20 protein-coding genes are annotated in these 26,908 nt (G+C 68.8%); 7 read left to right on the forward strand and 13 right to left on the reverse strand.

What is annotated here, in order from left to right; translation table 11 throughout:
* Positions 1 to 62 precede the first annotated feature (62 nt).
* From ACPTTF_RS04780 to ACPTTF_RS04795, 4 genes are read right to left on the reverse strand one after another with little or no spacing between them, the layout of a single operon-like run.
* On the reverse strand, positions 63 to 2,420 hold the full coding sequence (locus tag ACPTTF_RS04780; protein WP_423370437.1) for a tetratricopeptide repeat protein: 2,358 nt from the start codon (positions 2,418 to 2,420) through the stop codon (positions 63 to 65).
* A complete protein-coding gene (locus tag ACPTTF_RS04785; protein ID WP_423370438.1) occupies positions 2,417 to 3,811 on the reverse strand; it encodes a hypothetical protein in 1,395 nt (464 codons plus the stop codon). The genes ACPTTF_RS04780 and ACPTTF_RS04785 overlap by 4 nt, the downstream gene beginning before the upstream one ends.
* A 29-nt stretch (positions 3,812 to 3,840) precedes the next feature.
* Entirely contained in the window at positions 3,841 to 4,938 is a 1,098-nt protein-coding gene (gene serC / locus ACPTTF_RS04790) for a 3-phosphoserine/phosphohydroxythreonine transaminase (protein WP_423370439.1), read from the reverse strand.
* Between the two features lie 16 nt (positions 4,939 to 4,954).
* On the reverse strand, positions 4,955 to 5,923 hold the full coding sequence (locus ACPTTF_RS04795) for a phosphotransferase family protein (RefSeq protein WP_423370440.1): 969 nt from the start codon (positions 5,921 to 5,923) through the stop codon (positions 4,955 to 4,957).
* A gap of 541 nt (positions 5,924 to 6,464) precedes the next feature.
* On the opposite strand from ACPTTF_RS04795, the gene ACPTTF_RS04800 reads away from it, so the two are divergent.
* Complete coding sequence (locus tag ACPTTF_RS04800; protein WP_423370441.1) at positions 6,465 to 7,811, forward strand: sulfotransferase; 1,347 nt, start codon at positions 6,465 to 6,467, stop codon at positions 7,809 to 7,811.
* 163 nt (positions 7,812 to 7,974) lie between these two features.
* On the opposite strand, the gene ribD is transcribed toward ACPTTF_RS04800, so the two are convergent.
* The 3 genes from ribD to ACPTTF_RS04815 all read right to left on the reverse strand — a co-directional run bounded on the left by ribD (position 7,975) and on the right by ACPTTF_RS04815 (position 11,039).
* Positions 7,975 to 9,096: a bifunctional diaminohydroxyphosphoribosylaminopyrimidine deaminase/5-amino-6-(5-phosphoribosylamino)uracil reductase RibD gene (gene ribD / locus ACPTTF_RS04805; RefSeq protein ID WP_166957285.1), complete on the reverse strand. Its 1,122-nt coding sequence runs from the start codon at positions 9,094 to 9,096 to the stop codon at positions 7,975 to 7,977.
* A gap of 15 nt (positions 9,097 to 9,111) precedes the next feature.
* The gene (gene hemL / locus ACPTTF_RS04810; RefSeq protein WP_014897811.1) at positions 9,112 to 10,395 is read right to left on the reverse strand and encodes a glutamate-1-semialdehyde 2,1-aminomutase; all 1,284 of its coding nucleotides are present in this window, start codon (positions 10,393 to 10,395) and stop codon (positions 9,112 to 9,114) included.
* A gap of 191 nt (positions 10,396 to 10,586) precedes the next feature.
* Positions 10,587 to 11,039, reverse strand: coding sequence for a hypothetical protein (locus ACPTTF_RS04815; RefSeq protein WP_107310933.1), 453 nt, complete (start codon positions 11,037 to 11,039; stop codon positions 10,587 to 10,589).
* Between the two features lie 250 nt (positions 11,040 to 11,289).
* On the opposite strand from ACPTTF_RS04815, the gene ACPTTF_RS04820 reads away from it, so the two are divergent.
* Positions 11,290 to 12,507 (forward strand): Bcr/CflA family multidrug efflux MFS transporter, encoded by a 1,218-nt coding sequence (locus tag ACPTTF_RS04820; protein ID WP_166957287.1) that lies wholly within the window; start codon positions 11,290 to 11,292, stop codon positions 12,505 to 12,507.
* A gap of 99 nt (positions 12,508 to 12,606) precedes the next feature.
* Here the strand turns inward: ACPTTF_RS04820 and ACPTTF_RS04825 are convergent, their stop codons facing one another.
* From ACPTTF_RS04825 to zwf, 3 genes are all read right to left on the reverse strand, one after another.
* The gene (locus tag ACPTTF_RS04825) at positions 12,607 to 14,535 is read right to left on the reverse strand and encodes a bifunctional transcriptional regulator/glucokinase (RefSeq protein ID WP_166957289.1); all 1,929 of its coding nucleotides are present in this window, start codon (positions 14,533 to 14,535) and stop codon (positions 12,607 to 12,609) included.
* Positions 14,513 to 15,193, reverse strand: a complete 681-nt coding sequence (gene pgl / locus ACPTTF_RS04830; RefSeq protein ID WP_423370442.1) for a 6-phosphogluconolactonase — start codon at positions 15,191 to 15,193, stop codon at positions 14,513 to 14,515. The genes ACPTTF_RS04825 and pgl overlap by 23 nt, the downstream gene beginning before the upstream one ends.
* Before the next feature lie 87 nt (positions 15,194 to 15,280).
* Positions 15,281 to 16,750, reverse strand: coding sequence for a glucose-6-phosphate dehydrogenase (zwf, locus tag ACPTTF_RS04835; protein WP_423370443.1), 1,470 nt, complete (start codon positions 16,748 to 16,750; stop codon positions 15,281 to 15,283).
* Positions 16,751 to 17,180: 430 nt separating this feature from the next.
* On the opposite strand from zwf, the gene ACPTTF_RS04840 reads away from it, so the two are divergent.
* The 4 genes from ACPTTF_RS04840 to ACPTTF_RS04855 all read left to right on the forward strand — a co-directional run bounded on the left by ACPTTF_RS04840 (position 17,181) and on the right by ACPTTF_RS04855 (position 21,583).
* Positions 17,181 to 18,428, forward strand: coding sequence for an ABC transporter substrate-binding protein (locus tag ACPTTF_RS04840; protein WP_166957295.1), 1,248 nt, complete (start codon positions 17,181 to 17,183; stop codon positions 18,426 to 18,428).
* A gap of 138 nt (positions 18,429 to 18,566) precedes the next feature.
* Positions 18,567 to 19,505 carry an ABC transporter permease subunit gene (locus ACPTTF_RS04845; protein ID WP_166957297.1) on the forward strand — a complete coding sequence of 313 codons (939 nt, stop codon included), beginning with the start codon at positions 18,567 to 18,569 and terminating at the stop codon, positions 19,503 to 19,505.
* Positions 19,495 to 20,352: a carbohydrate ABC transporter permease gene (locus ACPTTF_RS04850; protein WP_166957299.1), complete on the forward strand. Its 858-nt coding sequence runs from the start codon at positions 19,495 to 19,497 to the stop codon at positions 20,350 to 20,352. Before ACPTTF_RS04845 ends, ACPTTF_RS04850 begins: the two co-directional genes overlap by 11 nt.
* A gap of 112 nt (positions 20,353 to 20,464) precedes the next feature.
* The gene (locus ACPTTF_RS04855) at positions 20,465 to 21,583 is read left to right on the forward strand and encodes an ABC transporter ATP-binding protein (protein WP_423370444.1); all 1,119 of its coding nucleotides are present in this window, start codon (positions 20,465 to 20,467) and stop codon (positions 21,581 to 21,583) included.
* A 92-nt stretch (positions 21,584 to 21,675) separates the two neighbouring features.
* Here ACPTTF_RS04855 and ACPTTF_RS04860 read toward each other — a convergent pair whose 3' ends face one another.
* From ACPTTF_RS04860 to trxB, 3 genes are all read right to left on the reverse strand, one after another.
* Positions 21,676 to 22,299, reverse strand: a complete 624-nt coding sequence (locus tag ACPTTF_RS04860) for a trimeric intracellular cation channel family protein (RefSeq protein ID WP_423370445.1) — start codon at positions 22,297 to 22,299, stop codon at positions 21,676 to 21,678.
* On the reverse strand, positions 22,286 to 23,065 hold the full coding sequence (locus ACPTTF_RS04865; protein ID WP_166957899.1) for a Smr/MutS family protein: 780 nt from the start codon (positions 23,063 to 23,065) through the stop codon (positions 22,286 to 22,288). The genes ACPTTF_RS04860 and ACPTTF_RS04865 overlap by 14 nt, the downstream gene beginning before the upstream one ends.
* 136 nt (positions 23,066 to 23,201) lie before the next feature.
* Positions 23,202 to 24,164 carry a thioredoxin-disulfide reductase gene (gene trxB / locus ACPTTF_RS04870; RefSeq protein WP_166957305.1) on the reverse strand — a complete coding sequence of 321 codons (963 nt, stop codon included), beginning with the start codon at positions 24,162 to 24,164 and terminating at the stop codon, positions 23,202 to 23,204.
* Positions 24,165 to 24,566: 402 nt separating this feature from the next.
* On the opposite strand from trxB, the gene ACPTTF_RS04875 reads away from it, so the two are divergent.
* A complete protein-coding gene (locus tag ACPTTF_RS04875; RefSeq protein ID WP_423370446.1) occupies positions 24,567 to 26,876 on the forward strand; it encodes a DNA translocase FtsK in 2,310 nt (769 codons plus the stop codon).
* Positions 26,877 to 26,908: the final 32 nt, after the last annotated feature.

Genomic DNA, 26,908 nt, shown 5'->3' on the forward strand with positions numbered 1-26,908 from the left:
ACAGGATACGCCGGAGACGAGTTCCGGCCCGGCCGGCCCACACCCGGCCGGGCGCGTGCGGGTCAGGTATCGCGCCTCATGCGCCGGTATGCCGCCTCGATTTCGCGTGCGAAGCGCGCGCCGTCCATCAGCGGCGAGCGTTCGACGCGCGCGCGCAGTTCGCGGCGCAGCGCGGCGAGCGCGGGCAGGTCGCGGGCGAGGGCGGCCGCGCTGTCGACGAACGCGGCGTCGCTGTCGGCGGCAAGTGCGTGCAGGCCGAGGTTCGCGAGCTGCGACAGCCCGCCCCGGCCGACGGCGGTGCGCCCGACGCGCGTGACGACCGGCACGCCCATCCACAGCGCATCGAGCGTCGTCGTGTGGCCGTTGTAGGGGAACGTGTCGAGCGCGATGTCGATGCCGAGATAGGTCGCGAGATAGTCGGCGCGCGGACGGTACGGCACGCAGTCGACGCGCGCCGGCGGGATGTCGTGCGCGCGTAGCCGCTCGACCAGCCGGTCTCGCCCCGTGCCTTGCGGCGCCGTCACGACCAGCCGCGCGTCAGGCACGCGCGCGAACAGCCCGGCCCACAGCCGCAGCGTGCGGTCGGTCAGCTTGCACGGATTGTTCAGGCAGCCGAACGTCACGTGGCCGGCGTCGAGCGCGGGTAGCGGCCCGACCGCCGGCGTGTCGGTCAGCGGGTCGTAGCACCAGAAGGTATCCGCGAGCCGGATCGAGCGTTCGCGATAAAAACCGTCGTGCCCGGGGGGATCGAGATGCGGGTCGGTCAGCCGGAAGTCGACCGACGCCAGGCCGCTGGTGCCGGGATAGGCGAGCCAGGTCGCCTGGATCGGCGCGGGCCGGTGCGCGAACAGGCCCGGCCGGCCGTCGGCCATGTGCATCGTCAGGTCGACGAGGATGTCGATGCCATCGTCGCGGATGCGTTGCGCGAGCGCGTCGTCGTCGAGCCCGTACATGTCGTGCCAGCGATCCGCGTAACCGGCGAGTCGCGCGGTGAGCGCGTCCGGCCGCGCGACGCTCGCGTAACAGACGATCTCGAAGGCGCGGCGGTCGTGATGCGACAGCAGCGGCACGAGGAACAGTGCCTGGCAGTGCTCGCGGAAATCCGCGCCGACGTAGCCGATCCGCAGCCGCGCATCCGGCGCGCGCCCGTGCGCCGGGACGGTCGGCGCCGCTGCGGCCGCGGCGGCGGGCGTCTCGTGCCGCGCGGACCAGTTCAGCGCTTCAGCGAGCACTGCCTCCGGATACTCCGACTGGAAGTTCAGTGCGTAGACGAGGTTGCTGTGCGCGACCGCGTTGCCCGGATCGCACGCGAGCGCGCGCCGGTAGCTGTCGATGGCGGCGTCGAGCGCGCCGTCGTCCTTCAGCACGTTGCCGAGGTGGTTGTGGGTCGCCGAGTGGTCGGGGGCGCTGGCCAGCGCGGCGCGCAGATGCGCGATCGCGCCGTCGTGCAGGCCGAGCCGCCGCAGCAGGTTCGCGGCGTTGTTGTGCGCGGCGACGAAGCCGGGCCGCGCGTGCAGCGCGGCGTCGAACGCGTGGGCCGCCGCCGCGGTATCGCCGAGGTGCTCGCACACGGTGCCGAGATTGTTCAGCGCGTCCGCGTGACCGGGCTGCAGGGCGACCGCGCGCCGGTACTGGTCGGCTGCCTGCGCGTGGTGGCCGAGCCCCAGCAGCGCGTTGCCGAAGTTGTAGGCCGCGTCGGCGTCGTGCGGCGCGAGCGCCGCCGCGCGTGAGAGATGCGTGGCGGCCGCGGTGAATGCGCGCCGGGCGCACAGCGCCGCGCCGAGGTTGATCAGGCCGGCGGGCGCGTCCGGCGCGGCGCGCACGGCGTCGCGCAGCAGCGCGAGTGCGTCGTCGTGCCGACCGCGCGCGTCGAGCAGCGTGCCGAGGTTGGTCAGCGCGAGCGCGTGGGCCGGTTGCGCGGCGAGCGCGGCGCGGTACGCGTGTTCGGCCGCGTCGGATGCGCCGAGATGCCGGTAGCTGTTGCCTAGGTTGTTCGCGACGTCGGCGCTGGACGGATCGAGCGCGAGCGCGGCGCGGTATGCGTCGATCGCGCCGGCATGGCAGCCGAGCGCCAGTAGCGCGTTGCCGAGCGCGGCGTGCGTGTCGGCGTTGTCGGGGGCGAGCGCAAGCGCGGTGCGCAGCGCGTCCGCCGCGTCGGCGTGCCGGCCGAGCGTGTGAAGTATGTGGCCGCGCGCTGCGTGGTGGCGGGCGTCGTGCGGCGCGAGTGCGACCGCGCGGTCGAGTTGCGCGAGCGCGCCGGCACCGTCGCCGCACTGCAGTTCGAGGATGCCGAGCCGCAATCGGAGTTCGGCGTTGCCGGGATCGTCGGCGAGCATGACTTCATAGAGCGTGCGGGCGCCGGGAAGGTCGCCGGCGAGATGCAGCGCGCTGGCATCGGCGAGCGTCGGACCGGAGGTCATGGCAGGGCAGGCGTCAGGCGGGCGGAGGCGAGGCCGCCGCGTGCGTCGAGCATGCGCGCGAAGGCGTGCGCGATCCGCTCGATGTGCGGGTTCTTGTGCGCAAGCGGCCCGTCGGCTGCTTCGCGGTGGACGAGCATCGTCGCGTTTGCCTCGAACACGACCACCCGGCCGTCGTCGGTCAGCGCGAAGTCGACGCCGCCGTAGTCGAGATCCAGTTGCCGGCCGATCGCGGCGAGCGCGCGCAGCGCCGTATCGCCGAGCGCCGCGCGTGGATCGTCGAGGAAGCGGCGCTCCTCGTCGAGCTTCCACGGTGCGGATGTCATGTCGGCCGAGAAGTAGTGGACGAGCCAGTGCGTCGAGATCGCGAGGTGGTACGGGTACGGCACGCGATCGACGAAGATCACCCGGTATTTGCGAAAGCAGCCGTCCGCGCCGCGGGTGTCGTGGTAGGCGGTCGCATACGCGGGACCGTCGATTTTCGCGAGCGCCGCGCCGAGCGTGTCGGCGCTCGCGTGGCGCGTCACGCCGTCGCCCCCGTGCGAGCCGGCCGGCCGCAGCAACAACGGAAATGTGACGCCGGCCAGCGAGAGGCGGCGCAGCAGCGCATCGAACGGTGCGCGCGGGTTCGCGATGCGCAAGCAGGGCGGCACCCGTGCGTCCGGCACTGCCGCGAGGCGCGCGGCGATGCGATCGCGATGCGTGTGCGCGATCGTGTCGGGCGGATTCAGCACGGGCACTGCGCTGCGACTGGCGAAGCGGGCGAGTCGGGCGGCGAGCGGCGCGGCGACGTCCGGATCGCCGATCGCGTTGAACACGAGATCGTGGGGCGGCAGCTGCGCATCCTCGGCGTCGTCCGCATAGTCGATCGCGTACTTGATGCGGGTCGTCGTGCGGAACGACAGCAGCGCATCGAGCGGAACGTTGCCCGTGCCGCTGCCCACGCCGACGATCAGCAATCGCCGCGCATCGCCGTCGAGCGCCGGTTCGACGAACACGCGCTGCAGCCGGTACGCGTGCACGCGATGCGCGTGCGCCTCGGCGTGACGTCCGCTGGCCGCGTAGAGCGCGGCGAGGTTCTGGTGTGCGTGCGCGAGTGCCGGGTTCACGGCGAGCGTGTGGCGGTACCAGCGCACCGCCTCGTCGGTGCGGCCCTTCATCGCATAGACGGTCGCGAGGTTGTACAGCGCGAGCGCCTGCGTGGCGGGCGGCGCGTCGGCGAGCGCATCGAACGCGGCGACCGCGAGCTGATGGGCGGCGAAGCCGTCGCGGTCGCCGGCGGCCTGGAGCGCGTCGCGCATGCGCGCGTGCAGCGCGACGTCGAGCGGTGCCATGTCGAGCGCGCGAGCCAGTCGCTCCGGCGGCGCCGACGTGTCGGGAAGAGGCGGGGTCATCGAGGTTCAGGCCAATATGGCGGCGCGGCTCACGCGTGCGTGGCGGCGAATTCGGTCAGCGCTTCACACAGCGTGTTCACGGCGCCAGGTGTGACCGCGTTGTACAGCGACGCGCGCAGCCCGCCGAGCGAGCGATGGCCGTCGAGCCCGACGATGCCGCGCTCGGCGGCCGCGGCGGCGAACGCGCGATCGAGGCGCGCATCGCCGAACGTGAACGCAGCGTTCATCCGCGAGCGCCACGGCCGCTGCGCGTGCACGGCGACCGCGCCGCCCAGCGCATCGAGCGTGTCGTACAAGCGCTGCGCCTTGCGGTCGTTGATGCGCTCCATGGCCGCGAGTCCGCCGATCTCGTCGCGCAGCCAGCGCGTGACCAGCGTCAACACGTAGATCGCGAACACCGGCGGCGTGTTGTAGTTCGAGCCATGCGCGACGTGCGTGCGGAAATCGAGGATGCCGGGCAGGTTGTCCGGGGTCCGCTCGAGCAGCGCGCGGTCGATCAGCGCGACCGTGACGCCGGCCGGCCCGAGGTTCTTCTGCGCATGCGCGTAGATCATCGCGAAGCGGCTGGCGTCGAGCGGCCGCGACAGGAAATCGGACGACATGTCGACGACGAGCGGCACGCCGTGCGGCGTGGCCGCCGGCGGGTCGAACTGCAGCCCCTCGACGGTTTCGTTCGACACGTAGTGCAGGTAGGCGGCATCGGGCGCGAGCGCGAGCTGCTCCAGCGCGGGCAGTTGGCGAAAGCCCGTGTCCCGCCCGCTCCATGCCACGTGCGCGGTGCCGACGCGCGCGGCCTCGGCGCTCGCGCGGCTGCTCCAGTAACCGGAATTCACATACGCGGGCGGTGCATGCCGGTGCGTCGCGAAGTTCATCGGGATGGTCGCGAACAGCAGGCTGCTGCCGCCTTGCAGGAAGATCAGCGCATGGCGGTCCGACACGCCGAGCAACGTGCGCAGGTTGCGCTCGGCCTCGTCGAGCAGCGCATGGAACCAGTCGGAGCGATGGCTCATGCCGAGGATCGACACGCCGGTTTCCGGCAGCGCAATGATGGCTTCGTGCGTCTCGCGCAGCACGGCCTCGGGCAATGCGCCCGGGCCGCCCGAGAAGTTCAGGGCATTGGATGTCATCGATGTCGTCCCGCGGTCAGTTGGCTTCGGCGGCATCCAGCAGCGCCTGCGCTGCCGGTTCGAGCTTGCTGATCCGCCATGCGTCGCCGGCGGTTTCGGCCGAGGCGAGGAAGCCGGTTGCCCACAGGCCCGCGTAAAAGTACATCGCACGGCGCGCGTCGCCGGACGGCGACCAGCAGTCGACCAGCGCGTCCCCGTACGCATGGCCCGCGTCGCCGACATCGGCGGCCAGATACGCGAGCGTCGTGCCGACCTGCAGCAACGGATCGCCGTAGCAGACGAAATCGAGGTCGATGAAGCCGCTCAGCGCGCCGTTGTCGACGATCACGTTGCGGGTCGTGAGGTCGTCGAGGAAACACACCGGCGTGCAGGCCGCGAAGTAGGGTTCGAGGGTTGCCCGCACGGCGCGCAACCGCATACGCAGGTGATTCAGCGGGGTGGCCGAGACGGCGGCCGGCGCATCGTCCGGCGCGCCGAACAGGTCGGTCCAGCGTGCATGCGCGGCGTCCCGGCCGATCGGCGCCCAGCCGAAGCCGCGGCTCGCAGGCAGGCTGGCGACGCGGCGCTGGCAGTCGGTCACGCGTTCGGCGACGGCGGCCATCTGGTCCGCGCGCATGGACGGCAGTGCGAACTTCAGGTCGAATCCGTCCAGCCAGTTCAGGATCACGAACGATTGGCCCGGTGCGGCCGGACCGGCCGCCAGCACCTGCTGGACCGGCAGGCCGAGCGCGCGCAACGCGGCGAGGTTGGGCGCGGTGTGCGCGAACGCGGCAGGCTGCGGGCTGACGCGCAACACCACCGTTCGACCGTCGGCGAGCGCGACGCGATGGATCGTGTTGCCGCTTTGCGTGAGCCACTGCGGCACGAGCGAGACCGGTTCGACTTGCAGCGCGCGCCACACCAGTGCCGCGGCGGTATCGGCGCCGTCGGCGCGCAGGTGTGGCGTGGCGGCGTTGTGCGCCGCCGTCGGTGTCTGAATGGGCATGCCCCGATTTCCCCGTTGGCCTTGAATGTCGCACCCGCCCGTCATGTTGCGCACGGGTGCCGCTGCCGCGTTGCAGCGGATGGCGTCGGACTATAGGTCGCGCGGCTTTGAATCAGCTTTCTGCCTGGATTACACGTATTACCGGCGATGACACGATGCGTGCGGCCGGGGCCGCTTGCGCATGCGGCGTGACGGTGCATGACGACCGTCGACGTGGCGCGCGTGAACAGCGGTCTCGCCCACCGGGCCTGGCAACGCGGCCTCGATGCACGGGTGCGCGGTCGGGCGCGCGCAGCGCGGGCGCGGGACGTGCGCGCCGACCGGCCGTGTTACGTCGGTAATACGGCCGTATCGGTTCGTTACGCAGCGTGCGGTGATTTTCCCGATACTGCGGCCCTTTGACGGCTGGCCGTCGTCGCAGCGCATGACGACGCGGCTGCCTACCGGATCGAAAGGGGACCCACATGAGCGCCAATACAGTCGGGAGCGCCGGCATGCACGATGGCCGGTGCGCGGCCGCAATGCGCCGGCGTAGCCGCGCATGAGTGCGCCCGCCGATCCGCACGACGCCGCGCTCGCGAGCGCGCAAGCGGCGCTCGCGCAGGCGCCGGACAACGCGCAGGCATGGCATCGGCTCGGCATGGTGTGGGAGGAAGATCACGCGTACGAGGCGGCCGTGGACTGCTATCGGCGTGCGACCGAACTCGATCCGCACGCCGACGGCTCGTACAACAATCTCGGCAACTGCCTGAACGTGCTCGGCCGGCTCGACGACGCGCAGGCCGCGTGGCGCACCGCGATCGAACTGGAACCGCACAGCGCGTCGTACTACCGCAACCTGGTCCAGTTCACGACGCTCACGGCCGACGATCCCTGTTTCGTGTCGCTCGAGCAGCAGGTCGAGCAGTCGGCGGACTGGCCGGCCGATCGGCAGGCCGACCTGTATTTCGCCTACGGCCAGTCGCTCACGGGCATCGGCGAGCCGGGGCGCGGCTTCGAGTACCTGTCGCGCGCGAACACGCTCTACCGGTCGCTGACCCGCTACGACGAAGCCGCGATGCTCGACCTGCTCGGGCAGATGACCGGCGCGTTCAGCGCGGATCTGCTACGGGCGAAAAGCGGTCTGGGCGATGCGTCGGCGTCGCCGGTCTTCGTGTTCGGCATGCCGCGTTCAGGCACGACGCTGGTCGAGCAGATTCTCGCGAGCCATCCGCGCGTGTTCGGCGCGGGCGAAAGCGACGCGTTCGTGCAATGCCTCGTGCAGGCGGTCGCGCCGGGCGCGGGCGGGCTGGCGCTCGATGCGCTCGACGCCGCCGCGCCGGAATCGCTGCGCGCGCTCGGCGCCGCGTATCTGCAGCGGGTCGCGCGCAAGGTGCCGGGCGGCCCGTATGCGCGGATCGTCGACAAGTATCTGTACAACTTCATCAACGCCGGCTTCATTCATCTCGCGTTGCCGAACGCGCGCCTCATTCATGTGCGACGCGACCCGGTCGACACCTGCCTGTCGATCTTCGCGCGTTGCTTCCACGACGTGCCGTTCAGCTATGACCTCGGCGAACTTGGCCGCTTCTATCGGGCCTACGATGCGCTGGTCGCGCACTGGCGCGCGGCGCTGCCGCCGGGGGTGCTGCTGGAGGTCCGGTACGAGCATCTGGTCGAGGATTTCGACACACAGGTGCGACGCATGCTCACGCATTGCGGGCTGGACTGGAGCGACCGGTGCACGGTGTTTCACGAAACCCGGCGACAGGTCACGACGGCAAGCGCGGCCCAGGTGCGCCGGCCGCTCTACCGCGATGCGCTGCGTCCGTGGCGTCCCGACGCGGATACGTTGCGGCCGCTGTTCGACGGGCTGGGGCCGGGTCTGGCCACCGGCGCCGGCGACTGAGCGGGCGTACTGCGCACCGGCGTGCGCGGGCGAGGGGGACGATGTGTGAGCGGTCGCGACACGCGTGCAGGCGATCGCAACCAGGGCGCGAAAAAGCGGCCGGGGCCCGCCATCGGGCCGCTGCAAGCGACCGGATTTCCGGCGAACCCCGTGACAACCCCGTTCAGTGCGTGGTGTCGGCCGGCGTGAAGCGCGCGAGGATCCGCAGATCGTCGCCGACCCGCTCGAACCCGTGGAACGACAGCCGCGTGCGCGCATCGAGGCTCGCCGGCGCGGCGAGGTCGAACATGCCGGCCGCATCGGCGCCCAGCAGGCTCGGCGCGAGATAGACGAGCAATTCGTCGACGCACTGCTCGCGCAGCAGCGAGCCGTTCAGCTTGTGGCCGGCCTCGACATGCAACTCGTTGACACCGCGCGCGCCGAGCGCCGCCAGCATCGCGGGCAGGTCGACCTTGCCGTGCGCATTCGCGAGCGGCACGATTTCCGCGCCGCGCGACTTCAGCACGTTCGCACGCATTTCACCGCCGGCGTCGAGCCGGCCGCAGAAGATCAGCAGCGGGGCGCCTTCGAGCAGCCGCGCGTCGAGCGGCAGGTCGAGGCGGCTGTCGACCAGGATGCGCTGAGGCTGGCGCGGGGTGTCGATGCCACGCACGGTCAGCAGGGGATTGTCTTCGCGCACGGTGCCGATGCCGGTCAGGATCGCGCAGGCGCGCGCCCGCCACGCGTGCCCGTCGAGGCGCGCGGCCTCGCCGGTGATCCACTGGCTTTCGCCGGACGGCAGCGCGGTGCGGCCGTCGAGCGACGCGGCGGTCTTCATCCGCACCCACGGGCGGCCGCGTGTCATCCGCGACACGAAGCCGATGTTCAGTTCGCCGGCTTCATGCGCGAGCAGCCCGCAGCGCACGTCGATGCCGGCGTCGCGCAGCATCCCGAGGCCGCGCCCCGATACCTGCGGGTTCGGGTCTTCCATCGCGGCGACGACCTTCGCGACGCGCGCTTCGATCAGCGCGTTCGCGCACGGCGGCGTGCGGCCGAAATGGCTGCACGGTTCGAGCGTGACGTAGACGGTCGAGCCCGCGACGTCGTAGCCGCGCGAGCGCGCGTCCTTCAGCGCCTGCACCTCCGCGTGATCCTGGCCGGCCGGCTGCGTGAAGCCCTCGCCGATCACGTCGCCGTCCTTGACGATCACGCAGCCGACACGCGGGTTCGGTGCCGTCGTATACATCCCGCGCGCGGCGAGCGCGAGCGCGCGCTGCATGTGGGCGAAATCGATATCCGAGAACATGCGCGCGGCCCCGGGTCAGGCAGCGAGTGCCGCGAATGCGCGGCGCGCGGCCGCGAGCGTCGCGTCGATCACCGCGTCGTCGTGCGTGCTCGACACGAAGCCGGCCTCGTACGCGGACGGCGCGAAGTACACGCCTTCGTCGAGCATCAGGTGGAAGAAGCGGTTGAAGCGCTCGGTGTCGCTCTTCGTGACTTCCGCGAAGCTGGTCGGCACGCGTTCGGCGAAGTACAGGCCGAACATCGCGCCGATCGAGTCGGCCGCGAACGGCACGCCGGCCGCGCGCGCTTCGGCCGCGAGGCCGTCGGCGAGACGCTTCGTCTGCGCGGTGAGCGCGTCGTAGAAGCCCGGCGCCTGGATCAGTTGCAGCGTCTTCAGCCCTGCCGCGACCGCGATCGGGTTGCCCGACAGCGTGCCGGCCTGGTAGACACCGCCGAGCGGTGCGAGGTGGGCCATGATGTCGCGGCGGCCGCCGAACGCGGCAGCCGGCATCCCGCCGCCGATCACTTTGCCGAGGCAGGTGAGGTCGGCCGTGATCCCGTAGTACGCCTGCGCGCCGCCGAGCGCGACGCGGAACCCGCACATCACCTCGTCGAAGATCAGCACGGCGCCGTGCTTCGTGCACAGCGCGCGCAGCGCGTTCAGGAATTCCGGCGTGCCGCGCACGAGGTTCATATTGCCCGCGACGGGCTCGACGATCACTGCGGCGATTTCGTCGCCGAACGCACCGAACGCTTCTTCGAGCGCGGCGACGTTGTTGTATTCGAGGACGGTCGTGTGCTTCGCGATGTCGGCGGGCACGCCTGCCGACGTCGGGTTGCCGAACGTCAGCAGGCCCGAGCCGGCCTTGACCAGCAGGCTGTCCGCATGGCCGTGGTAGCAGCCCTCGAACTTGACGATGCGGCTGCGGCCCGTGAAGCCGCGCGCGAGACGCAGCGCGCTCATCGTGGCCTCGGTGCCGCTCGACACCATCCGCACCTGCTCGATCGACGGCACGAGCTTGCAGATTTCCTCGGCGATCTCGATCTCGGCTTCGGTCGGCGCGCCGAACGAGAAGCCGTCGGCGAGCACGTTCTGCACGGCCGACAGCACTTCGGGATGGACGTGGCCGACGATCATCGGGCCCCACGAGCCGATGTAGTCGATGTACTGCTTGCCGTCGGCATCCCAGAAGTACGGGCCTTGTGCACGCGCGACGAAGCGCGGCGTGCCGCCGACCGAACGGAATGCGCGCACCGGCGAGTTGACGCCGCCGGGAATGGTCTTCTGGGCGCGTTCGAAGAGGATCTGATTGTTGGACATGGGCGAAACCTGCGAGAGAGGGGCGCGGGGGCCTGTGCACGGGCCGCGGCGCCTGGGCGGAACGATCGTCTGATTGTACCGGAGACGCGCGCGGCGGGCCCGCGGCGCGGTCTGCGGCCCTTCGGCGCGTGCGGGATTTCACGAGGCGCGGCCGGAAAGGAGGGCCGGATGCGTCGCGGCTGCCGATCCGGTTATCGCGGCGGCTTGCGCTTGCCGGTCAGCTCGGCCCAGCGCTTCTCGAGCGGGCCTTCGACCATCGGCTTGATCACGGTGCCGGAGCTTTGTGCATCCCAGGTCTGTACCGAGTAGGGATGCACCCGCAGCGCGTCGCGCGCGATCACGACGTCCTGGTGCGCGTCGACCAGCCAGTCGTACACGAAGTCGATGCACAGCCGGTAACCGCGCTTCGTCGCCGGATCGGGCACTTCGTACGGCGCGCGCGTCACGTAGCCGGAGCCGAATACGCCCTTGGGCTCCTTCGCGACGCGGTGCAGGAACACGCGGTCGCCCGGCAGGATGCCGCGCGCGAAGCCGCAGCCCCACACGTCATGCACGGCCTCGCCGGCCTTCACGCGCGCGGCGACGTCGGGCAGTTCGGGCCACGGCCATTTCTTGGGGCTCCAGATCAACAGGAAAGCGGTCATCGGTTCGGTCGTGCGTCGAATTGGTCAGACAAGAGGGGATGAGGCGCTGCAAGCTTAATCGAATCCGCCTGCGATCTCGCGCGGCAACAGAGCCGCGTCGGTGTTTCCCGGTCTGCTGCCGCACTCGGCCCGCAGCACGAAAAAAAGTTGCGCGTACAATCATGGGCCTGAACACGCCGTTTCGCGGCGTGGCCACCCGTCTTCACCGCCACGCGCGCCTCGATGCGCGCGGGCTCCATTCCGGATACCCATGTCTCACGTCGTCCGGCGCCGGCCCGATGCCCGGCTGATCCTGTTGCTCGGCGCGCTTGCCGCCTGCGGGCCGATCGCTACCGACATGTACCTGCCGAGCCTGCCGTCGATTGCCGACGGCTTCTCCGTCAGCCCCGGCGCCGCGCAGCGCACGCTGACGAGCTTCATGGCCGGCTTCTCGGTCGGCATGCTGCTGTACGGCCCGCTGTCCGACACGTGGGGCCGCCGGCCCGTGCTGCTCGGCGGCATCGCGCTGTTCACGCTCGCGAGCATCGGCTGCTTCGTGTCGACCTCGATCGACATGCTGATACTCGTGCGCTTCCTGCAGGCGCTCGGCGCCGGCGCGGCGTCGGTGCTGTCGCGTGCGATTGCGCGCGACGCGCACGAGCCGACCGACGCGGCGAAGGTGCTGTCGATGGTCGCGATCGTCACCGCGGTCGGGCCGCTGCTCGCGCCGCTGATCGGCGGCCAGATCCTGCGTTTCTCGGGCTGGCGCGGCGTGTTCGTCGTGCTGGCCGTGTTCGGCGCGGTGTGCGCGGCAACCGCGTACCTGCGCGTGCCCGAAACCTGGCCGAAGGAGCGGCGCAAGAGCGCGGCCGTGCTCGCGTCTTTTGCATCGTACGGGCGCATCCTTTCGGACCCCGTCGCATGGGGGCACATGCTGTGCGGCGGGATGGCATTCGCGTCGATGTTCTCGTACATCACCGCGACACCGTTCGTGTACATCGAGTATTTCCACGTGTCGCCGCAGCACTACGGGCTGCTGTTCGGCCTGAACGTGGTCGGCATCATGATCGGCAACTTCGCGAACACGCGCCTCGTCGGCCGCATCGGCTCGCTGCGCATCATCGCGGCGGCGTCGCTCGTGAGCGCCATCGCGTCGCTCGCGGTTGCGCTTGTCGCGTTGACGGGGTGGGGCGGATTGTGGTCGATCGTCGTGTGCCTGTTCTTCGTCGTCGGCGTGGTCGGGATCCTGTCCGCGAACTGCACGACCGACCTCATGCACCGCTATCCGCACAACGCGGGCGCGTCGGCGGCCGTGTTCGGCGCGATGCAGCTGGCGCTCGGCGCGTTCGCGAGCGTGGCGATCGGTGCACTCGCCGACGGCACACCGTTCGCGATGGGCGTGACGATCGGCGTGTCGGGCGTGCTGTGTTTCGCCGGGCGCTACCTCGTGCTGCGCTGGCACGGGCGGCCGGTGAAAGCGGGCGCCTGACACGGCAGCCGCACCGCAAAATGAAAAACGCCACCGGCGCATCGCGCGCGGTGGCGTTTTTCTTGGGGACGCGGGAAGCGGCTGCCGCCGCGCCGCGCATCAATCCCGCGCGACGTCCTTCGCCCCCGGCGACGCGCCGTGGCTCAGCCAGTCGAGCACGTCGGCCGTTTCGTCGTCGTTCGCGCGTGCCTTCGCCTGGGCGACGGCATCGGGCACCTCGCCGTTCGTCGACGCACGGCGGATCGCGACGCCGACCGCGAGGATGTCGATCATCAGCAGATGCAGGATCCGCGAGATCATCGACAGCTGCGATTCGCGCATCTCGATGTGATCGGTTTCGAGCGCGACGGTCGCGCGCTTCGCGAGCGGCGTGTTGCTCGACGTGATCGCGATTACCTTCGCGCCGGCCTGCATCGCGACATCGAGCACGCGCAGCAGCTCGGGCGCGCGCCCCGACTTCGACACCGCGACGATCACGTCGCCCTTGCCGAGCAGCGCGGCCGACGCGGCCTGCATGTACAGGTCGCCGTACGCGATCGTCGGGATCCCGAAGCGGAAGAACTTGTAATGCGCGTCCTGCGCGACGATGTTCGAGTTGCCGAGCCCGTAGAACTCGATGCGCCGCGCGCCGTTCAGGATCTCGATCGCGTTCTCGACGTGCTCGAAATTCAGGTGCTCGCGCAATTGCAGGATCGCGGATACCGTGTTGTCGAGCACCTTCGCGCCGAAGTCGGTGGCCGTGTCGCCGAGATGCACCTGGCTGTGGCTCATCGGGATCGTGCCGGTGAGGCCGGTGGCGAGCTTCAGCTTGAAGTCCGACAGCCCCTGGCAGCCGAGCGAGCGGCAGAAGCGGATCACGGTCGGCTGGCTCACGTCGGCCTTGCGCGCGATGTCGACGATCGGGTCGTTGATGATCGAGCGCGGATGGTTCAGCGCGAGATCGGCCACGCGGCGCTCGGCCGGCGTCAGTGCGTCGCGCATCTGGCGGATCCGCTCGAACACGGCCGACGACGCCCCGCCCGAGCGGTTCGACAGTTGCTCCGCGAGGATCGCCGACACGCCGAGGAACGCCGGGTATTCGGCGGTGATCAGGTAGGTCGGGATGTTCTCGAGGTAGTGCGTGAAGCGGCCCTTCGCCTCGAAGCGCGCACGGAACGACGAGCGCGTGAACAGCTCGCCGAGCTTCAGCGCGACACCGCCGCCGATGTACACACCGCCGAGCGCGCCGAGCGTCAGCGCGACGCTGCCCGCGAACGCGCCGAGAATCCCGCAGAAGCATTCGACCGTCTCGAGCGCGAGTGCGTCGCCCGCATGCGCGCGCTCGACGATCTCGACCGTGTCGACGGTCGTGGCGACGCGCTTCTTGTCGCGCGCGGCGAGCGCACGATAGATGATCTCCATGCCGGGGCCCGCGCACACGCGTTCGAACGACACGTGCGGAAACTTCTTGCGCGCGTACTGCAGCACCAGATCCTCGCGCTCGTCCTGCGGCGCGAACGACGCGTGGCCGCCCTCGCTGCCGAGCGCGATCCAGCGGTCGTCGGCCGGAATCAGCCCCGACACGCCGAGCCCGGTGCCGGGCCCGAGCAGCCCGATCACGCTGTTCTGGCGGCGCGTGCCGCCGCCGACCTGCACACGTTGCGCGTCGGTCAGGCCCGGCAGCGCCATCGCCAGCGCGGTGAAATCGTTGACGACGAGCAGCGTGTCGAAACCGAGCGCGCGGCGCGTCGCCTCGATCGAGAAGCTCCAGTCGTGGTTGGTCATCGTGACCTGATCGCCGTCGACCGGATTGGCGATCGCGATCGCCGCGTGGTTCACGCGGGTGATCTTCACGTCCTTCAGGTATTTGCGGATCGCGTCGGTGAGCGTCGGATAGTCGGCGCCGGGATACACGCGGATCTGCGTGATGTCGCCCGGGCCGGTTTCCAGCGCGAAGCGCGCGTTGGTGCCGCCGACGTCCGCGAGCAGGCGCGGGCCGTCGGCATGCTGGCTCGCGACGACCGCCTTACTTTGCGCACCAGTAGACATCGAGCTGGGTCCCCTTGTCGTTGGCCAGTTGGGAAATCGCGTTCTTCTGCAGCGTGGCCGCTGCGGCGTCGAGCACCGCGCGCTTGGCGGGGCCCGCGATCAGCAGGAACAGCCGGTCGACGCGCTTGAGCGCATCGAGCGAGAAGCTCACGCGCGCATGCGGCGCGGCGCCGGGATGCACGGCGACGAAACGCTCGGGCGTCGTGATCGCGTGATCCCATTCGGGTGCATCGGCGAAGATCGACGCGGTATGGCCGTCCTCGCCCATGCCGAGCACGGCGACGGTCGGCACGCGGTAGTCGGCGTTCGCGTTCAGCGCGGCGACGTGTGCGTCGAGCGTGGCGTGCGTGTCGACGAGCGGCAGGAAACGGGCAGGGGCCGCCGCATGCTGCAGCAGCGTGTCGCGCACGAGGGTGGCGTTGCTGGCTGCGTCGGCCTCCGGCACCCAGCGGTCGTCGACCAGCGTCACGTCGACGCCGGCCCAGTCGAGCGCCGCGTGCGACAGCGTGTGCAGGAACGGGCGCGGGCTCGTGCCGCCGGACACCGCGAGCGTCGGGCGCGCGGGGTCGGCGAGCGCGGCGCGCAGCGCGTCGCCGACGGCGCGCGCGAGCGCTTCGCTTTGCGCTTCCTGGGTGTCGAAAGCGTGGATCTCGATCACATCTCCTCCGGACTGCTTTGTCTGTTCAAATCGTACGAATCGTGGGGCACGTAGCGGTGCACGATGGCGGGCGCGGCTACGTTTACATCAGTTCTCTTCTTCGAGCCAGCAGGTGTCGTGCTGAGCGAGCATCGCGCTCGCCGCGGCCGGCCCCCACGTGCCCGCCGCGTACGGCTTCGGCGGCTTCAGCGTGCGTGCCCATTCGTTCAGGATAGGCTCGACCCAGCGCCATGCGGCTTCCTGTTCGTCGCGACGCACGAAGAGGGCGAGGCGGCCGTTGATCACGTCGAGCAGCAGGCGCTGGTACGCCTCCATCTGCCCTTCCTTGAAGAACTGGTCGAACGCGAGGTCGAGGTGCACGCTCGCGAGGTTCATCCCTTCGCCCGGCTGCTTGGCGAGGCAGTACAGGCGGATCGTCTCGTTCGGTTGCAGCCGGATCACGAGGCGGTTCGAGCCGGGGCGCAACGCCGTGGGCCCCAGCGCCGAGTGCGGCACCGGGCGGAAATTGACGACGATCTCCGCGACGCGGTCGGCGAGACGCTTGCCGGTGCGCAGGAAGAACGGCACGCCGGCCCAGCGCCAGTTCTCGATCTCGACCTTCAGCGCGACGAAGGTTTCGGTCTGGCTGTCGGGCTTCACGCCCGGCTCGGTCGCGTACGCCGGCACCTGCGCGCCCTTGATCACGCCCGCATGATACTGGCCGCGTACGGCCACCTTGCCGATGTCGCGCGGATCGACCGGTTTCAGCGCACGCAGCACGCGCAGCTTCTCGTCGCGCACCGAATCCGAATCCATCGAGTGCGGCGGCTCCATCGCGACGATCGACAGCAGCTGCAGCAGGTGGTTCTGCACCATGTCGCGCAGCGCGCCCGTATTGTCGTAGAAATCGCCGCGCGCCTCGACGCCGAGTTCCTCGGCAATCGTGATCTGGATGCTCTCGACCCATTCGCGGCGCCACAGCGGCTCGAACAGCGCATTGCCGAAGCGCAGCGCGAGCAGGTTCTGCACCGGTTCCTTGCCGAGGTAGTGGTCGATCCGGTAGATCTGGCCTTCCGCGAAGATCTCGCCGACCGCGTCGTTGATCGCGTTCGACGATTTCAGGTCGTAGCCGAGCGGCTTCTCGAGCACGATGCGCGAGCCTTCGTTCAGGCCGACCGACGCGAGCGCCTTGCAGATCGGCACGAACAGCGACGGGCCCGTCGCCAGATAGAACACGCGGATACCGGGCAGCGATGCGATCGCGTCGCGCAGCACGACGTAGTCTTCCGCGCGGCCGAGGTCGAGCTTCACGTACTCGATGCGATCGAGGAAGGACTTCCACGCGGCTTCGTCGAACGCCTTGCCGGCGGCTTTCTCCGCATGCTGCTTCACGTGCGTGTCGACCCACTCGAGATAACCCGCCCGATCCGATTCATGTCGCGCCACGGCGACGATCCGGCCGCTCTCCGCCAGCATGTTCGCGCGGTGCGCTTCGAACAGCGCGGGCAGGATCTTGCGCATCGACAGATCGCCGGTGCCGCCGAAAAGTACGAAGGTAAAGCTGGAATCGGTATGCATGTGTCTCCGCCGTGTTGGGGGTGCTGGGAAGCGATCCGTAGTGCGATAAAAATATTTTTGACACTGAATTGTAGTTTAACTACAATCCGCCGCAAGGGGTAGCACCTGGGTGAAGAAAAAAAGAAGTGCGGTCGATGAGCTGCGCGAGCTTCGCCTTCGGGAGCGCCTTGTGCCGAATGTTATCGGACATTGATGATGCGCATCGTTCGCGCACCGTCGGCCCCGGGCTCGCGCCGCATCATCGCGGTGGGCCAGAAACACAAAGAGGAGACACGCCGTTGAATCTCGATTCACGCTTTCTGTAAGAGCCCGGCCGGTCATCGGCCCGTACGCTGCATGCGTCCCGCGGCTCGATTTCCCCGTCGTTATCAAGAAGCCGGTTCCCGGTCAGGGAACCTCACGAGTTGATTCAGTCTGGAGGAGATAAGTAATGAAAGTTCGCTCGATCATGGGCGCGCTCTGCGCGGCAGGTCTGATGGCTGGCGCCGTCGCGGCGCAGGCAGCCGAGAATGTGACGGTGCTGCACTGGTGGACCTCGGGCGGCGAGTCGAAGGCCGTCGGCGTGCTGAAGGACGACGTGCAGAAGCAGGGCTACGTGTGGAAGGACTTCGCGGTCGCGGGCGGCGCGGGCGCAGCGGCGATGACCGCGCTGAAGACCAAGGTGATCAGCGGCGACGCACCGTCGGCCGCGCAGATCAAGGGCCCGCTGATCCAGGACTGGGCCGACCAGGGCGTGCTCGTCAACATCGATTCCGCTGCCGGCGACTGGAAGCAGAACCTGCCGCCGGAAATCGACAAGATCATCAAGTACAAGGGCCACACCGTCGCGGCGCCGTTCTCGGTGCACCGCGTGAACTGGATGTACATCAACAAGGCTGCGCTCGACAAGGTCGGCGCGAAGGTCCCGACCACCTGGCCCGAATTCTTCGCGGTGGCCGACAAGCTGAAGGCCGCGGGCATCCAGCCGGTCGCGATGGGCGGCCAGCCGTGGCAGGACCTGACGCTGTGGGAAGACGTCGTGCTGTCGCAGGGCCCGGCCTTCTACAAGAAGGCGCTGGTCGACCTCGACCAGGCCACGCTGACGTCGCCGCAGATGCTGTCCGTGTTCGACACGGTGCGCAAGATCCAGGGCTACTTCGATACCGGCCGTAACGGCCGCGACTGGAACCTCGCGACCGCGATGGTCATCAACGGCAAGGCCGGCATGCAGTTCATGGGCGACTGGGCGAAGGGCGAATTCGAGAACGCCGGCAAGAAGGCGGGCAAGGACTACATCTGCGCAGCGGTGCCGGGCACCGCGAACTCGTACACGTTCAACGTCGACTCGTTCGTGTTCTTCCAGCAGAAGGGCGAGAAGGCCGCGACGCCGGGCCAGCTCGCGCTCGCCAAGACGATCATGACGCCGGACTTCCAGGAGCAGTTCAGCCTGCTGAAGGGCTCGGTGCCGGTGCGCCTCGGCGTGAAGATGGACAAGTTCGACGACTGCGCGAAGAAGTCGTACGCCGACGAGCAGACCGCGATCAAGTCGGGCGGCTTCGTGCCGTCGCTCGCGCACGGCATGGCGCAGAGCGATGCGACCGCCGGCGCGATCACGGACGTCGTGACGAAGTTCATGAACTCGCAGCAGGATTCGAAGAGCGCGGTCGCCGCGCTCGCGAAGGCCGCGAAGGTCAAGTAACGCGCGACAGGCGCCCGGCCGGAAGCGCAACCTCGGCCGGGCGTTTTTGCATGTGCAGCAAACGGGCTCGCCCGCGGGCCCGTGCCGTACCTGGCGCCGGCCCGGCCTGCGTCGCCCTCGTTCCAGGAGTCGAATCAAGTGGCTGCCCCTCTTAACGGAAACGGATCCGGCGCTGCCGCCGCGCGGCGTACGTCGCCGATGTCGGCCTTCGCCGATCGCTGGATCCCGAAGCTCGTGCTCGCGCCGAGCGTCGCGATCGCCGTGGTGTTCATCTACGGCTTCATCCTGATTACCGGCTATCTGTCGCTGACCAATTCGCGGCTGTTGCCGAACTACGAATTCGACGGCTTCGGCCGTTACACGGACCTGTTCCAGAACGACGTGTGGTGGACCTCCGCCGCGAACCTCGGCTGGTTCGGGATTCCGTTCATCGCGGTCTGCGTCGCGCTCGGCTTGTTCCTCGCGATCCTGCTCGACCAGCGGATCCGCAACGAAGGCGCGCTGCGCGCGATCTTCCTGTACCCGATGGCGCTGTCGTTCATCGTCACCGGCACCGCGTGGCAGTGGATCCTGAACCCGGGCCTCGGCCTCGAGAAGGTGATGCACGACTGGGGCTGGGCGAGCTTCTCGTTCGACTGGCTCGGCGATCCGGACAAGGCGATCTTCTGCGTGGTGATCGCGGCCGTGTGGCAGTCGACCGGTTTCGTGATGGCGCTGTTCCTCGCGGGGCTGCGCGGCGTCGACGCCGAGATCTTCAAGGCCGCGCAGGTGGACGGCGCAACGCTGCCGACCATCTACCGCAAGATCGTGATCCCGAGCATGCGCCCGGTGTTCTTCTCGGTGCTGCTGATCCTGTGCCACATCACGATCAAGACCTTCGACCTCGTCGTCGCGCTGACGGCGGGCGGCCCGGGCACGTCGTCGTCGCTGCCGGCCATGTTCATGTACACGTTTTCGTTCAACCGCGGCCAGCTCGGGCTCGGCGCGGCGTCCTCGGTGATGATGCTCGCGACCGTGGTCGCGGTGCTGGTGCCGCTGATGTATATGGAGTCGAGGAGCACCCGCAATGCAGCCTAAGATGACGATCAGCCGGGCAGTGATCTATGCGGCACTGATCCTGTTCGCGCTGTATTTCCTGTTCCCGATCTACGTGATGCTGTCGACGTCGTTCAAGGATCTCGACCAGCTGCGCACCGGCAACCTGCTGACGCCGCCCACCACCTGGACCATCGACCCGTGGCTGAAGGCGTGGAGCGGTGCCTGTACCGGCGTGCGCTGCGACGGCATGAAGCCGTTCTTCCTGAACTCGCTGCAGATGGTGATCCCGGCCGTGCTGATCTCGTCGCTGATCGGCGCGTTCAACGGCTACGTGCTCACGCACTGGCGCTTTCGCGGCGCGGACGCGCTGTTCACGATGATGCTGGTCGGCTGCTTCATCCCGTTCCAGGTGATCCTGCTGCCGATGGCGCGCCTGCAGGGCATGCTCGGCCTCGCCAACACGATTCCGGGCCTCGTGTTCGTGCACGTCGTGTACGGGATCGCGTTCACGACGATGTTCTTCCGCAACTTCTACGTGAGCGTGCCGGCCGAGCTGGTGAAGGCCGCGCGCATCGACGGCGCCGGTTTCTTCACGATCTTCACGAAGATCCTGCTGCCGGTGTCGCTGCCGATCTTCATGGTGTGCCTGATCTGGCAATTCACGCAGATCTGGAACGACTTCCTGTTCGGGATCGTGTTCTCCGGCGTCGATTCGATGCCGATCACGGTGGCGCTGAACAACCTCGTCAACACGTCGACGGGCGTGAAGGAGTACAACGTCGACATGGCCGGCGCGATCATCGCCGCGCTGCCGACGCTGCTCGTCTACATCGTCGCCGGCCGCTACTTCGTGCGCGGGCTGACGGCGGGCGCGGTGAAGGGGTAGGCGCGGCTTCATCCGATACGACGAACCGGCCGCGCATCGCGCGCGGCGCATCGAAACGAACCCGACGCGGCGCCCGAGTGCGCCGCGCGAGACGAGACAGAGGATTCACAGCATGGCAAGCCTTTCCATCCGTGACGTGTACAAGACCTACCCGAACGGGGTGCCGGTCCTGAAGGGTGTCGACATCGAGATCGAGGACGGACAGTTCCTGATCCTGGTCGGCGGCTCGGGCTGCGGGAAATCGACGCTGCTCAACATGATCGCCGGGCTCGAGACGGTCACGAGCGGCGAGATCTGCATCGACGGCAAGGTCGTCAACGACCTGTCGCCGAAGGATCGCGACATCGCGATGGTGTTCCAGTCGTACGCGCTGTATCCGTCGATGACGGTGCGCGAGAACATCTCGTTCGGCCTGAACATCCGCAAGGTGCCGAAGCAGGAGCAGCAGCAGATCGTCGACCGCGTGTCGCAGATGCTGCAGATCCAGCACCTGCTCGACCGCAAGCCGGGCCAGCTGTCCGGCGGCCAGCGCCAGCGTGTCGCGATGGGCCGCGCGCTCGCACGCGATCCGTCGCTGTTCCTGTTCGACGAGCCGCTGTCGAACCTCGACGCGAAACTGCGCATCGAGATGCGCGCGGAAATCAAGCTGCTGCACCAGCGCCTCGGCACGACGATCGTCTACGTGACGCACGACCAGATCGAGGCGATGACGCTCGGCGACCGGATCGCGGTGATGAAGGACGGCGTGGTCCAGCAGTTCGGCGCGCCGCAGGAGATCTACGATTCGCCGTCGAACCTGTTCGTCGCGGGCTTCATCGGCGCGCCGCCGATGAACTTCATCAACGGCAAGCTGGTCGAGCAGGGCAGCGGGATCGCGCTCGAGATCGACACGGGCCTCGCGCGCAGCGCGCTGCACCTGCCGTTCGACGCGAAGCGGATGAACGGCCACGTCGGCCGCGAGGTGATCCTCGGCCTGCGCCCGGAGCGCATCACCGACGCGCGCAACGCGCACCACGGCGAGGCGTCGAAGCTGCAGCCAATCGACGTGCGCGTCGACGTGACCGAGCCGACCGGGCCGGACACGCATGTGTTCGCGCAGGTGAACGGCAAGCGCATCGTGAGCCGCGTGCATCCGGCCGCGAACCCGCAGCCGGGGCAGACGCAGTCGCTGCTGTTCGACGTGTCGAAGGCGGTGCTGTTCGATCCGGCATCGGAAGAGCGGATCGCGTGAGGCGGCGCTGTTGCGCTGAATGAAGGAGAAGGGGCCGTTTCGACGAACGGCCCCTTTTGTTTTTGGTGCCGAAGTCGGGGCAGCCGCGGCGCTCAGTGCGGCAGCCGCACGTCGAACTTGAACGTCGCGAGTCGCGCGACGAGGATGAAGCCGGTCGAGAGGAGCACGCTGTACACGGAATCGAACTGCAGCCACACGAGCAGCAGGTAGAACCAGCATCCGACGAACGCGCAGGTCGCGTACGGCCGCGAATCGCGCAGGATCAGCGGGATGTCGTTGCACAGCACGTCGCGGATGATCCCGCCGACCACGCCCGTGATCACGCCCATCATCACCGCGATGAAGCGCGGCATCTCGGCGTCGAGCGCGATCGCCGTGCCCGAAATGCTGAAGATCCCGAGCCCGACCGCATCGGCGACGAGCAGCAACCGCTCGGCCGACAGCCGCGACAGCATGCGCAGCACGAACGGCGCGAACAGCGCGAGCACGAAGATCACGATCACATAGTCGTCGTGCACGACCCAGTAGAACGGCCGGCGCTCGAGCAGGATGTCGCGCAGCGTGCCGCCGCCGAACGCGGTGGCGAGCGCCACGACGAACGTGCCGACCGAATCGAGACGGTTCTTGCGTGCCTCGATGAAGCCCGAGATCGCAAAGGCCAGCGTGGCGATCGCCTCCAGTACCGCGATCGCGAGCGTCAGCCTAGGATGCGGCACGCGGCCCCCGGTCGGCGGGGCCCGCGAGCGGCTGCAGCAGCACCAGCACCGCGCCTGCACCGCCGTCGTTGCCGCGTGCCTCGCAGAACGCGATCACTTCTTCCTTCTGCACGAGCCACGCGCGCACCTTGCCTTTCAGCACGGGTTCCTTGCCGATCGAGCCGAGCCCCTTGCCGTGGATCACGCGCAGGCAGCGCAGCCCCTTCTTGCCGGCGTCGCGGATGAATTCGGCGAGCGCGTCGCGCGCCTCGTCGCGCCGCATCCCGTGCAGGTCGATCTGCGCCTGCACGATCCACGCGCCGCTCCTCAGCTTGCGCACGACGTCGCGGCTGATGCCGGGGCGGTGGTAGTACAGCGAGTCGTCGCTGTCGAGCAGCGTCTCGGGATCGAATTCGTCGGACAGCGTCGCGTTCAGCACGGCTTCCTCGTCGCGCTGCGTCTGCTTCGGCACCGGGTCGGGCGGCGTGCGGCCGGCCGCTGCGCGCGGCGGTGCGTTGAGCGGCCGGATCGCGCCGATCTCGTTGCGGAACAGGTTCGCGTCGGCTTCCGCCTTGCGCTCGGCCTTGGCCGTTTCGACGCGCTCGCGGTCGCGGCGATCGGCTTCGCCTTGCAGCGACTTGCGCAACGCGCCGAGGCCCGCGAGCCCCTGGCCGCGCAAGGCGGCGGGATCGGGCGCGGGCGGCGGGGCTGCCGGCGCGGGGTTCGCGGGACGGGCGGCGATCTTCCGCTTCGCGGGATCGCTCGGATGGGGCTGGTTCTTCGCCATGATTCGGTACGCAGGGCAGGCGCGTTCGGGCGCGCGGGCAAAAAAAAGCCGCTGCACGGCGGCAGCGGCTTTCCGGTCGAGCCCGCTTCGCGGCAGCGGACGCCATTGTAGCGCCCGGCGCGAGCGGTCTCGCGGCTTACTTCTTGTCGTGCAGGCTTTCGAGGTAGCGCTGCGCGTCGAGCGCGGCCATGCAGCCCGTGCCCGCGCTGGTGATTGCCTGGCGGTACACGTTGTCCTGCACGTCGCCCGCGGCGAACACGCCCGCGACGCTCGTCGACGTCGCGTTGCCGTGCAGGCCGCTCTTCGTCAGGATGTAGCCGTCCTTCATCTCGAGCTGACCCTGGAACAGGTCGGTGTTCGGCTTGTGGCCGATCGCGACGAACACGCCCTGCACGGCGAGGTCTTCCGTCGCGCCGGTCTTCACGTTCTTGATGCGCAGGCCCGTGACGCCCGAATCCTCGCCGGTCACTTCGTCGAGCACGTGATCCCACTTGATCACGACGGCGCCTTCCTTTTCCTTCTCCAGCAGGCGGTCGATCAGGATCGGCTCCGCGCGGAACTTGTCGCGGCGGTGGATCACCGTGACCTTCTTCGCGATGCCCGTCAGGTAGAGCGCTTCCTCGACGGCCGTGTTGCCGCCGCCGATCACCGCGACTTCCTGGCCGCGATAGAAGAAGCCGTCGCAGGTCGCGCAGGCCGACACGCCCTTGCCCATGAAGTGTTCTTCGGACGGCAGGCCGAGGTACTGCGCGGACGCGCCGGTTGCGATGATCAGCGAGTCGCACGTGTATTCGCCCGAGTCGCCGATCAGGCGGATCGGCTGCTCGTGCAGCTTCGCGGTGTGGATGTGGTCGAACACGATTTCGGTGTTGAAGCGCTCGGCGTGCTCGAGGAAGCGTGCCATCAGCTCCGGACCCTGCACGCCTTTCGCGTCTGCCGGCCAGTTTTCGACGTCGGTCGTGGTCATCAGCTGGCCACCCTGCGCGATACCGGTGATCAGCACCGGGGACAGGTTGGCACGTGCCGCGTAGACGGCAGCCGTGTAGCCGGCGGGGCCGGAACCGAGAATCAGGACTTTGGCGTGTTTGGGCGTGGACATGTGCGAATCCGTAAAAGGCGGCCGCGGCGGGCGGGGTAAGGCTCGCCGTACGATCCGGGGTGACCGGGATGCCGTCATAGATGGGTATCAGACGCGCATTATAAAGGCCCCGATGCTGCGTTGCCGAACGAGAGTTTCAATCGCGGCGATAGTGTCGCGCGGCGCAACGGCCGCGCGCGCGGGCGGGCGGGGCGTGGCGCCGGTGCGGGGCGGCGCGGCAGCGGCGCCCGATGGCCGGCCGGACCGGGAAGAAAGGGCCGCTGCGGCGCGCGTGCGCCGCGCCGGCCGTACCCCGGCCCTGTTATGTAACCGTCATTTACACTTGGCGGCCCGGTGCAGCGCTTACAATATGCGGGATCGAACGACAGGCGGGCGCGCAGCCCGTCCTCTTTATACGGATTCATGGCAAAAGCTCCTTATTCCGCCCAGGCACAGGCGTTGCCGCACCGGATGTCGAAGCTCCTCACGGAGATCCGCTGGATTCTCCAGGTCGCGCTCTGCGCATTTCTGGTGATGGCCCTGCTGAGCTACAGCCGGCGCGATCCGAGCTGGACGCACGCCGCCCAGGTGGACCACATCTCGAACTGGGCCGGCCGCGTCGGCGCCTGGACGGCCGACATCATCCTGCTGCTGTTCGGCCTGTCGGCCTACTGGCTGATCGTGCCGCTCGGGCGGCGCATCGCCGTCAACTATCGCCGCATCACGCGCCACGAGGCGGTCGCGGACGAACCCGAGCGGCCGATCGGCTGGCTCACCGAAATCTTCGCGTTCGTGCTCGTCGTGCTGGCGTGCGACGGCATCGAGGCGCTGCGCATGTGGTCGCTGAAGGTGCAGTTGCCGCGTGCGCCGGGCGGCGTCGTCGGCGAGGCCGTCGCGGGCGCGATGTCGCACGCGTTCGGCTTCACGGGCGGCACGCTGCTGCTGCTGATCGCGCTGGCGATCGGCCTGTCGCTGTATTTCCGCTTCTCGTGGCTGTCGGTCGCCGAGCGTGTCGGCGGCGCGATCCTGTCGGCCGTCAACGTCGCGAAGCTGCGCCGCGAGGCCGAGCGTGACCGCAAGCTCGGCGAGGCCGCGGCCGTGCGCCGCGAAGGCAAGGTCGAAGAGGAGCGCGTGCGCATCGAGGATCACGAGCCCGTGACGATCGTGCCGCCGGTCGTCACGCCGGCGAAGTCCGAGCGCGTCGAGCGCGAGCGCCAGGTGCCGCTCTTTACCGACCTGCCGGGCGATTCGACGCTGCCGCCCGTGTCGCTGCTCGATCCCGCGCCGAAGGCGCAGGAGTCGATTTCGGCCGACACCCTCGAATTCACGTCGCGCCTGATCGAGAAGAAGCTGAAGGATTTCGGCGTCGAGGCGAGCGTCGTCGCCGCGTATCCGGGCCCGGTCGTCACGCGCTACGAGATCGAGCCGGCCATCGGCGTGAAGGGCAGCCAGATCGTCAACCTCGCGAAGGATCTCGCGCGCTCGCTGTCGCTCGTGTCGATCCGCGTCGTCGAGACGATTCCCGGCAAGAACTACATGGCGCTCGAACTGCCGAACCAGCGCCGCCAGACCGTGCATCTGTCGGAGATCATCGGCTCCGAGGTGTATGCGGCCGCATCGTCGGCGCTGACGCTGAGCCTCGGCAAGGACATCGGCGGGAAGCCCGTGTGCGCGGATCTCGCGAAGATGCCGCACCTGCTCGTCGCCGGCACGACCGGCTCGGGCAAGTCGGTCGGGATCAACGCGATGATCCTGTCGCTGCTGTACAAGGCGACCGCCGAGCAAGTGCGCCTGATCCTGATCGATCCGAAGATGCTCGAAATGAGCGTCTACGAAGGCATTCCGCACCTGCTGTGCCCGGTCGTCACCGACATGCGCCAGGCCGGCCACGCGCTGAACTGGACGGTCGCGGAGATGGAGCGCCGCTACAAGCTGATGAGCAAGCTCGGCGTGCGCAACCTCGCGGGCTACAACAACAAGATCGACGAGGCCGCGAAGCGCGAGGAGAAGCTGCCGAATCCGTTCAGCCTGACGCCGGAAGATCCCGAGCCGCTCGGCCGCCTGCCGAACATCGTCGTGGTGATCGACGAGCTGGCCGACCTGATGATGGTCGTCGGCAAGAAGGTCGAGGAATTGATCGCACGGATCGCGCAGAAGGCGCGCGCAGCCGGCATCCACCTGATCCTCGCGACGCAGCGTCCGTCGGTCGACGTGATCACGGGCCTCATCAAGGCGAACGTGCCCACCCGGATCGCGTTCCAGGTGTCGTCGAAGATCGACTCGCGCACGATTCTCGACCAGATGGGCGCCGAATCGCTGCTCGGGATGGGCGACATGCTGTACCTGCCGCCCGGTAGCGGGCTGCCCGTGCGCGTGCACGGCGCGTTCGTCGCGGACGACGAAGTGCATCGCGTCGTCGAGAAGCTCAAGGAGCAGGGCGAGCCGAACTACGTCGAGGGCCTGCTCGAAGGCGGCACGGCCGATGGCGACGAGGGCTCGGCCGGCGCGGGAACCGGTGAAGGCGGCGGCGAGTCTGATCCGCTGTACGACCAGGCGGTCGAGATCGTCATCAAGAACCGCCGCGCATCGATCTCGCTCGTGCAGCGTCACCTGCGGATCGGCTATAACCGCGCGGCGCGACTGCTCGAGCAGATGGAGCAGTCGGGGCTCGTGTCGGCGATGTCGTCGAGCGGCAACCGCGAAATTCTTGTGCCGGCGCGCGACGCGGAATGAGTCCGCGGCGTTCGCAGCGCCGGCCACCCAGG

The sequence above is a fragment of the Burkholderia crassaminum genome (assembly GCF_964265005.1).
In the GTDB taxonomy this organism is placed as follows: Bacteria; Pseudomonadota; Gammaproteobacteria; order Burkholderiales; family Burkholderiaceae; genus Burkholderia.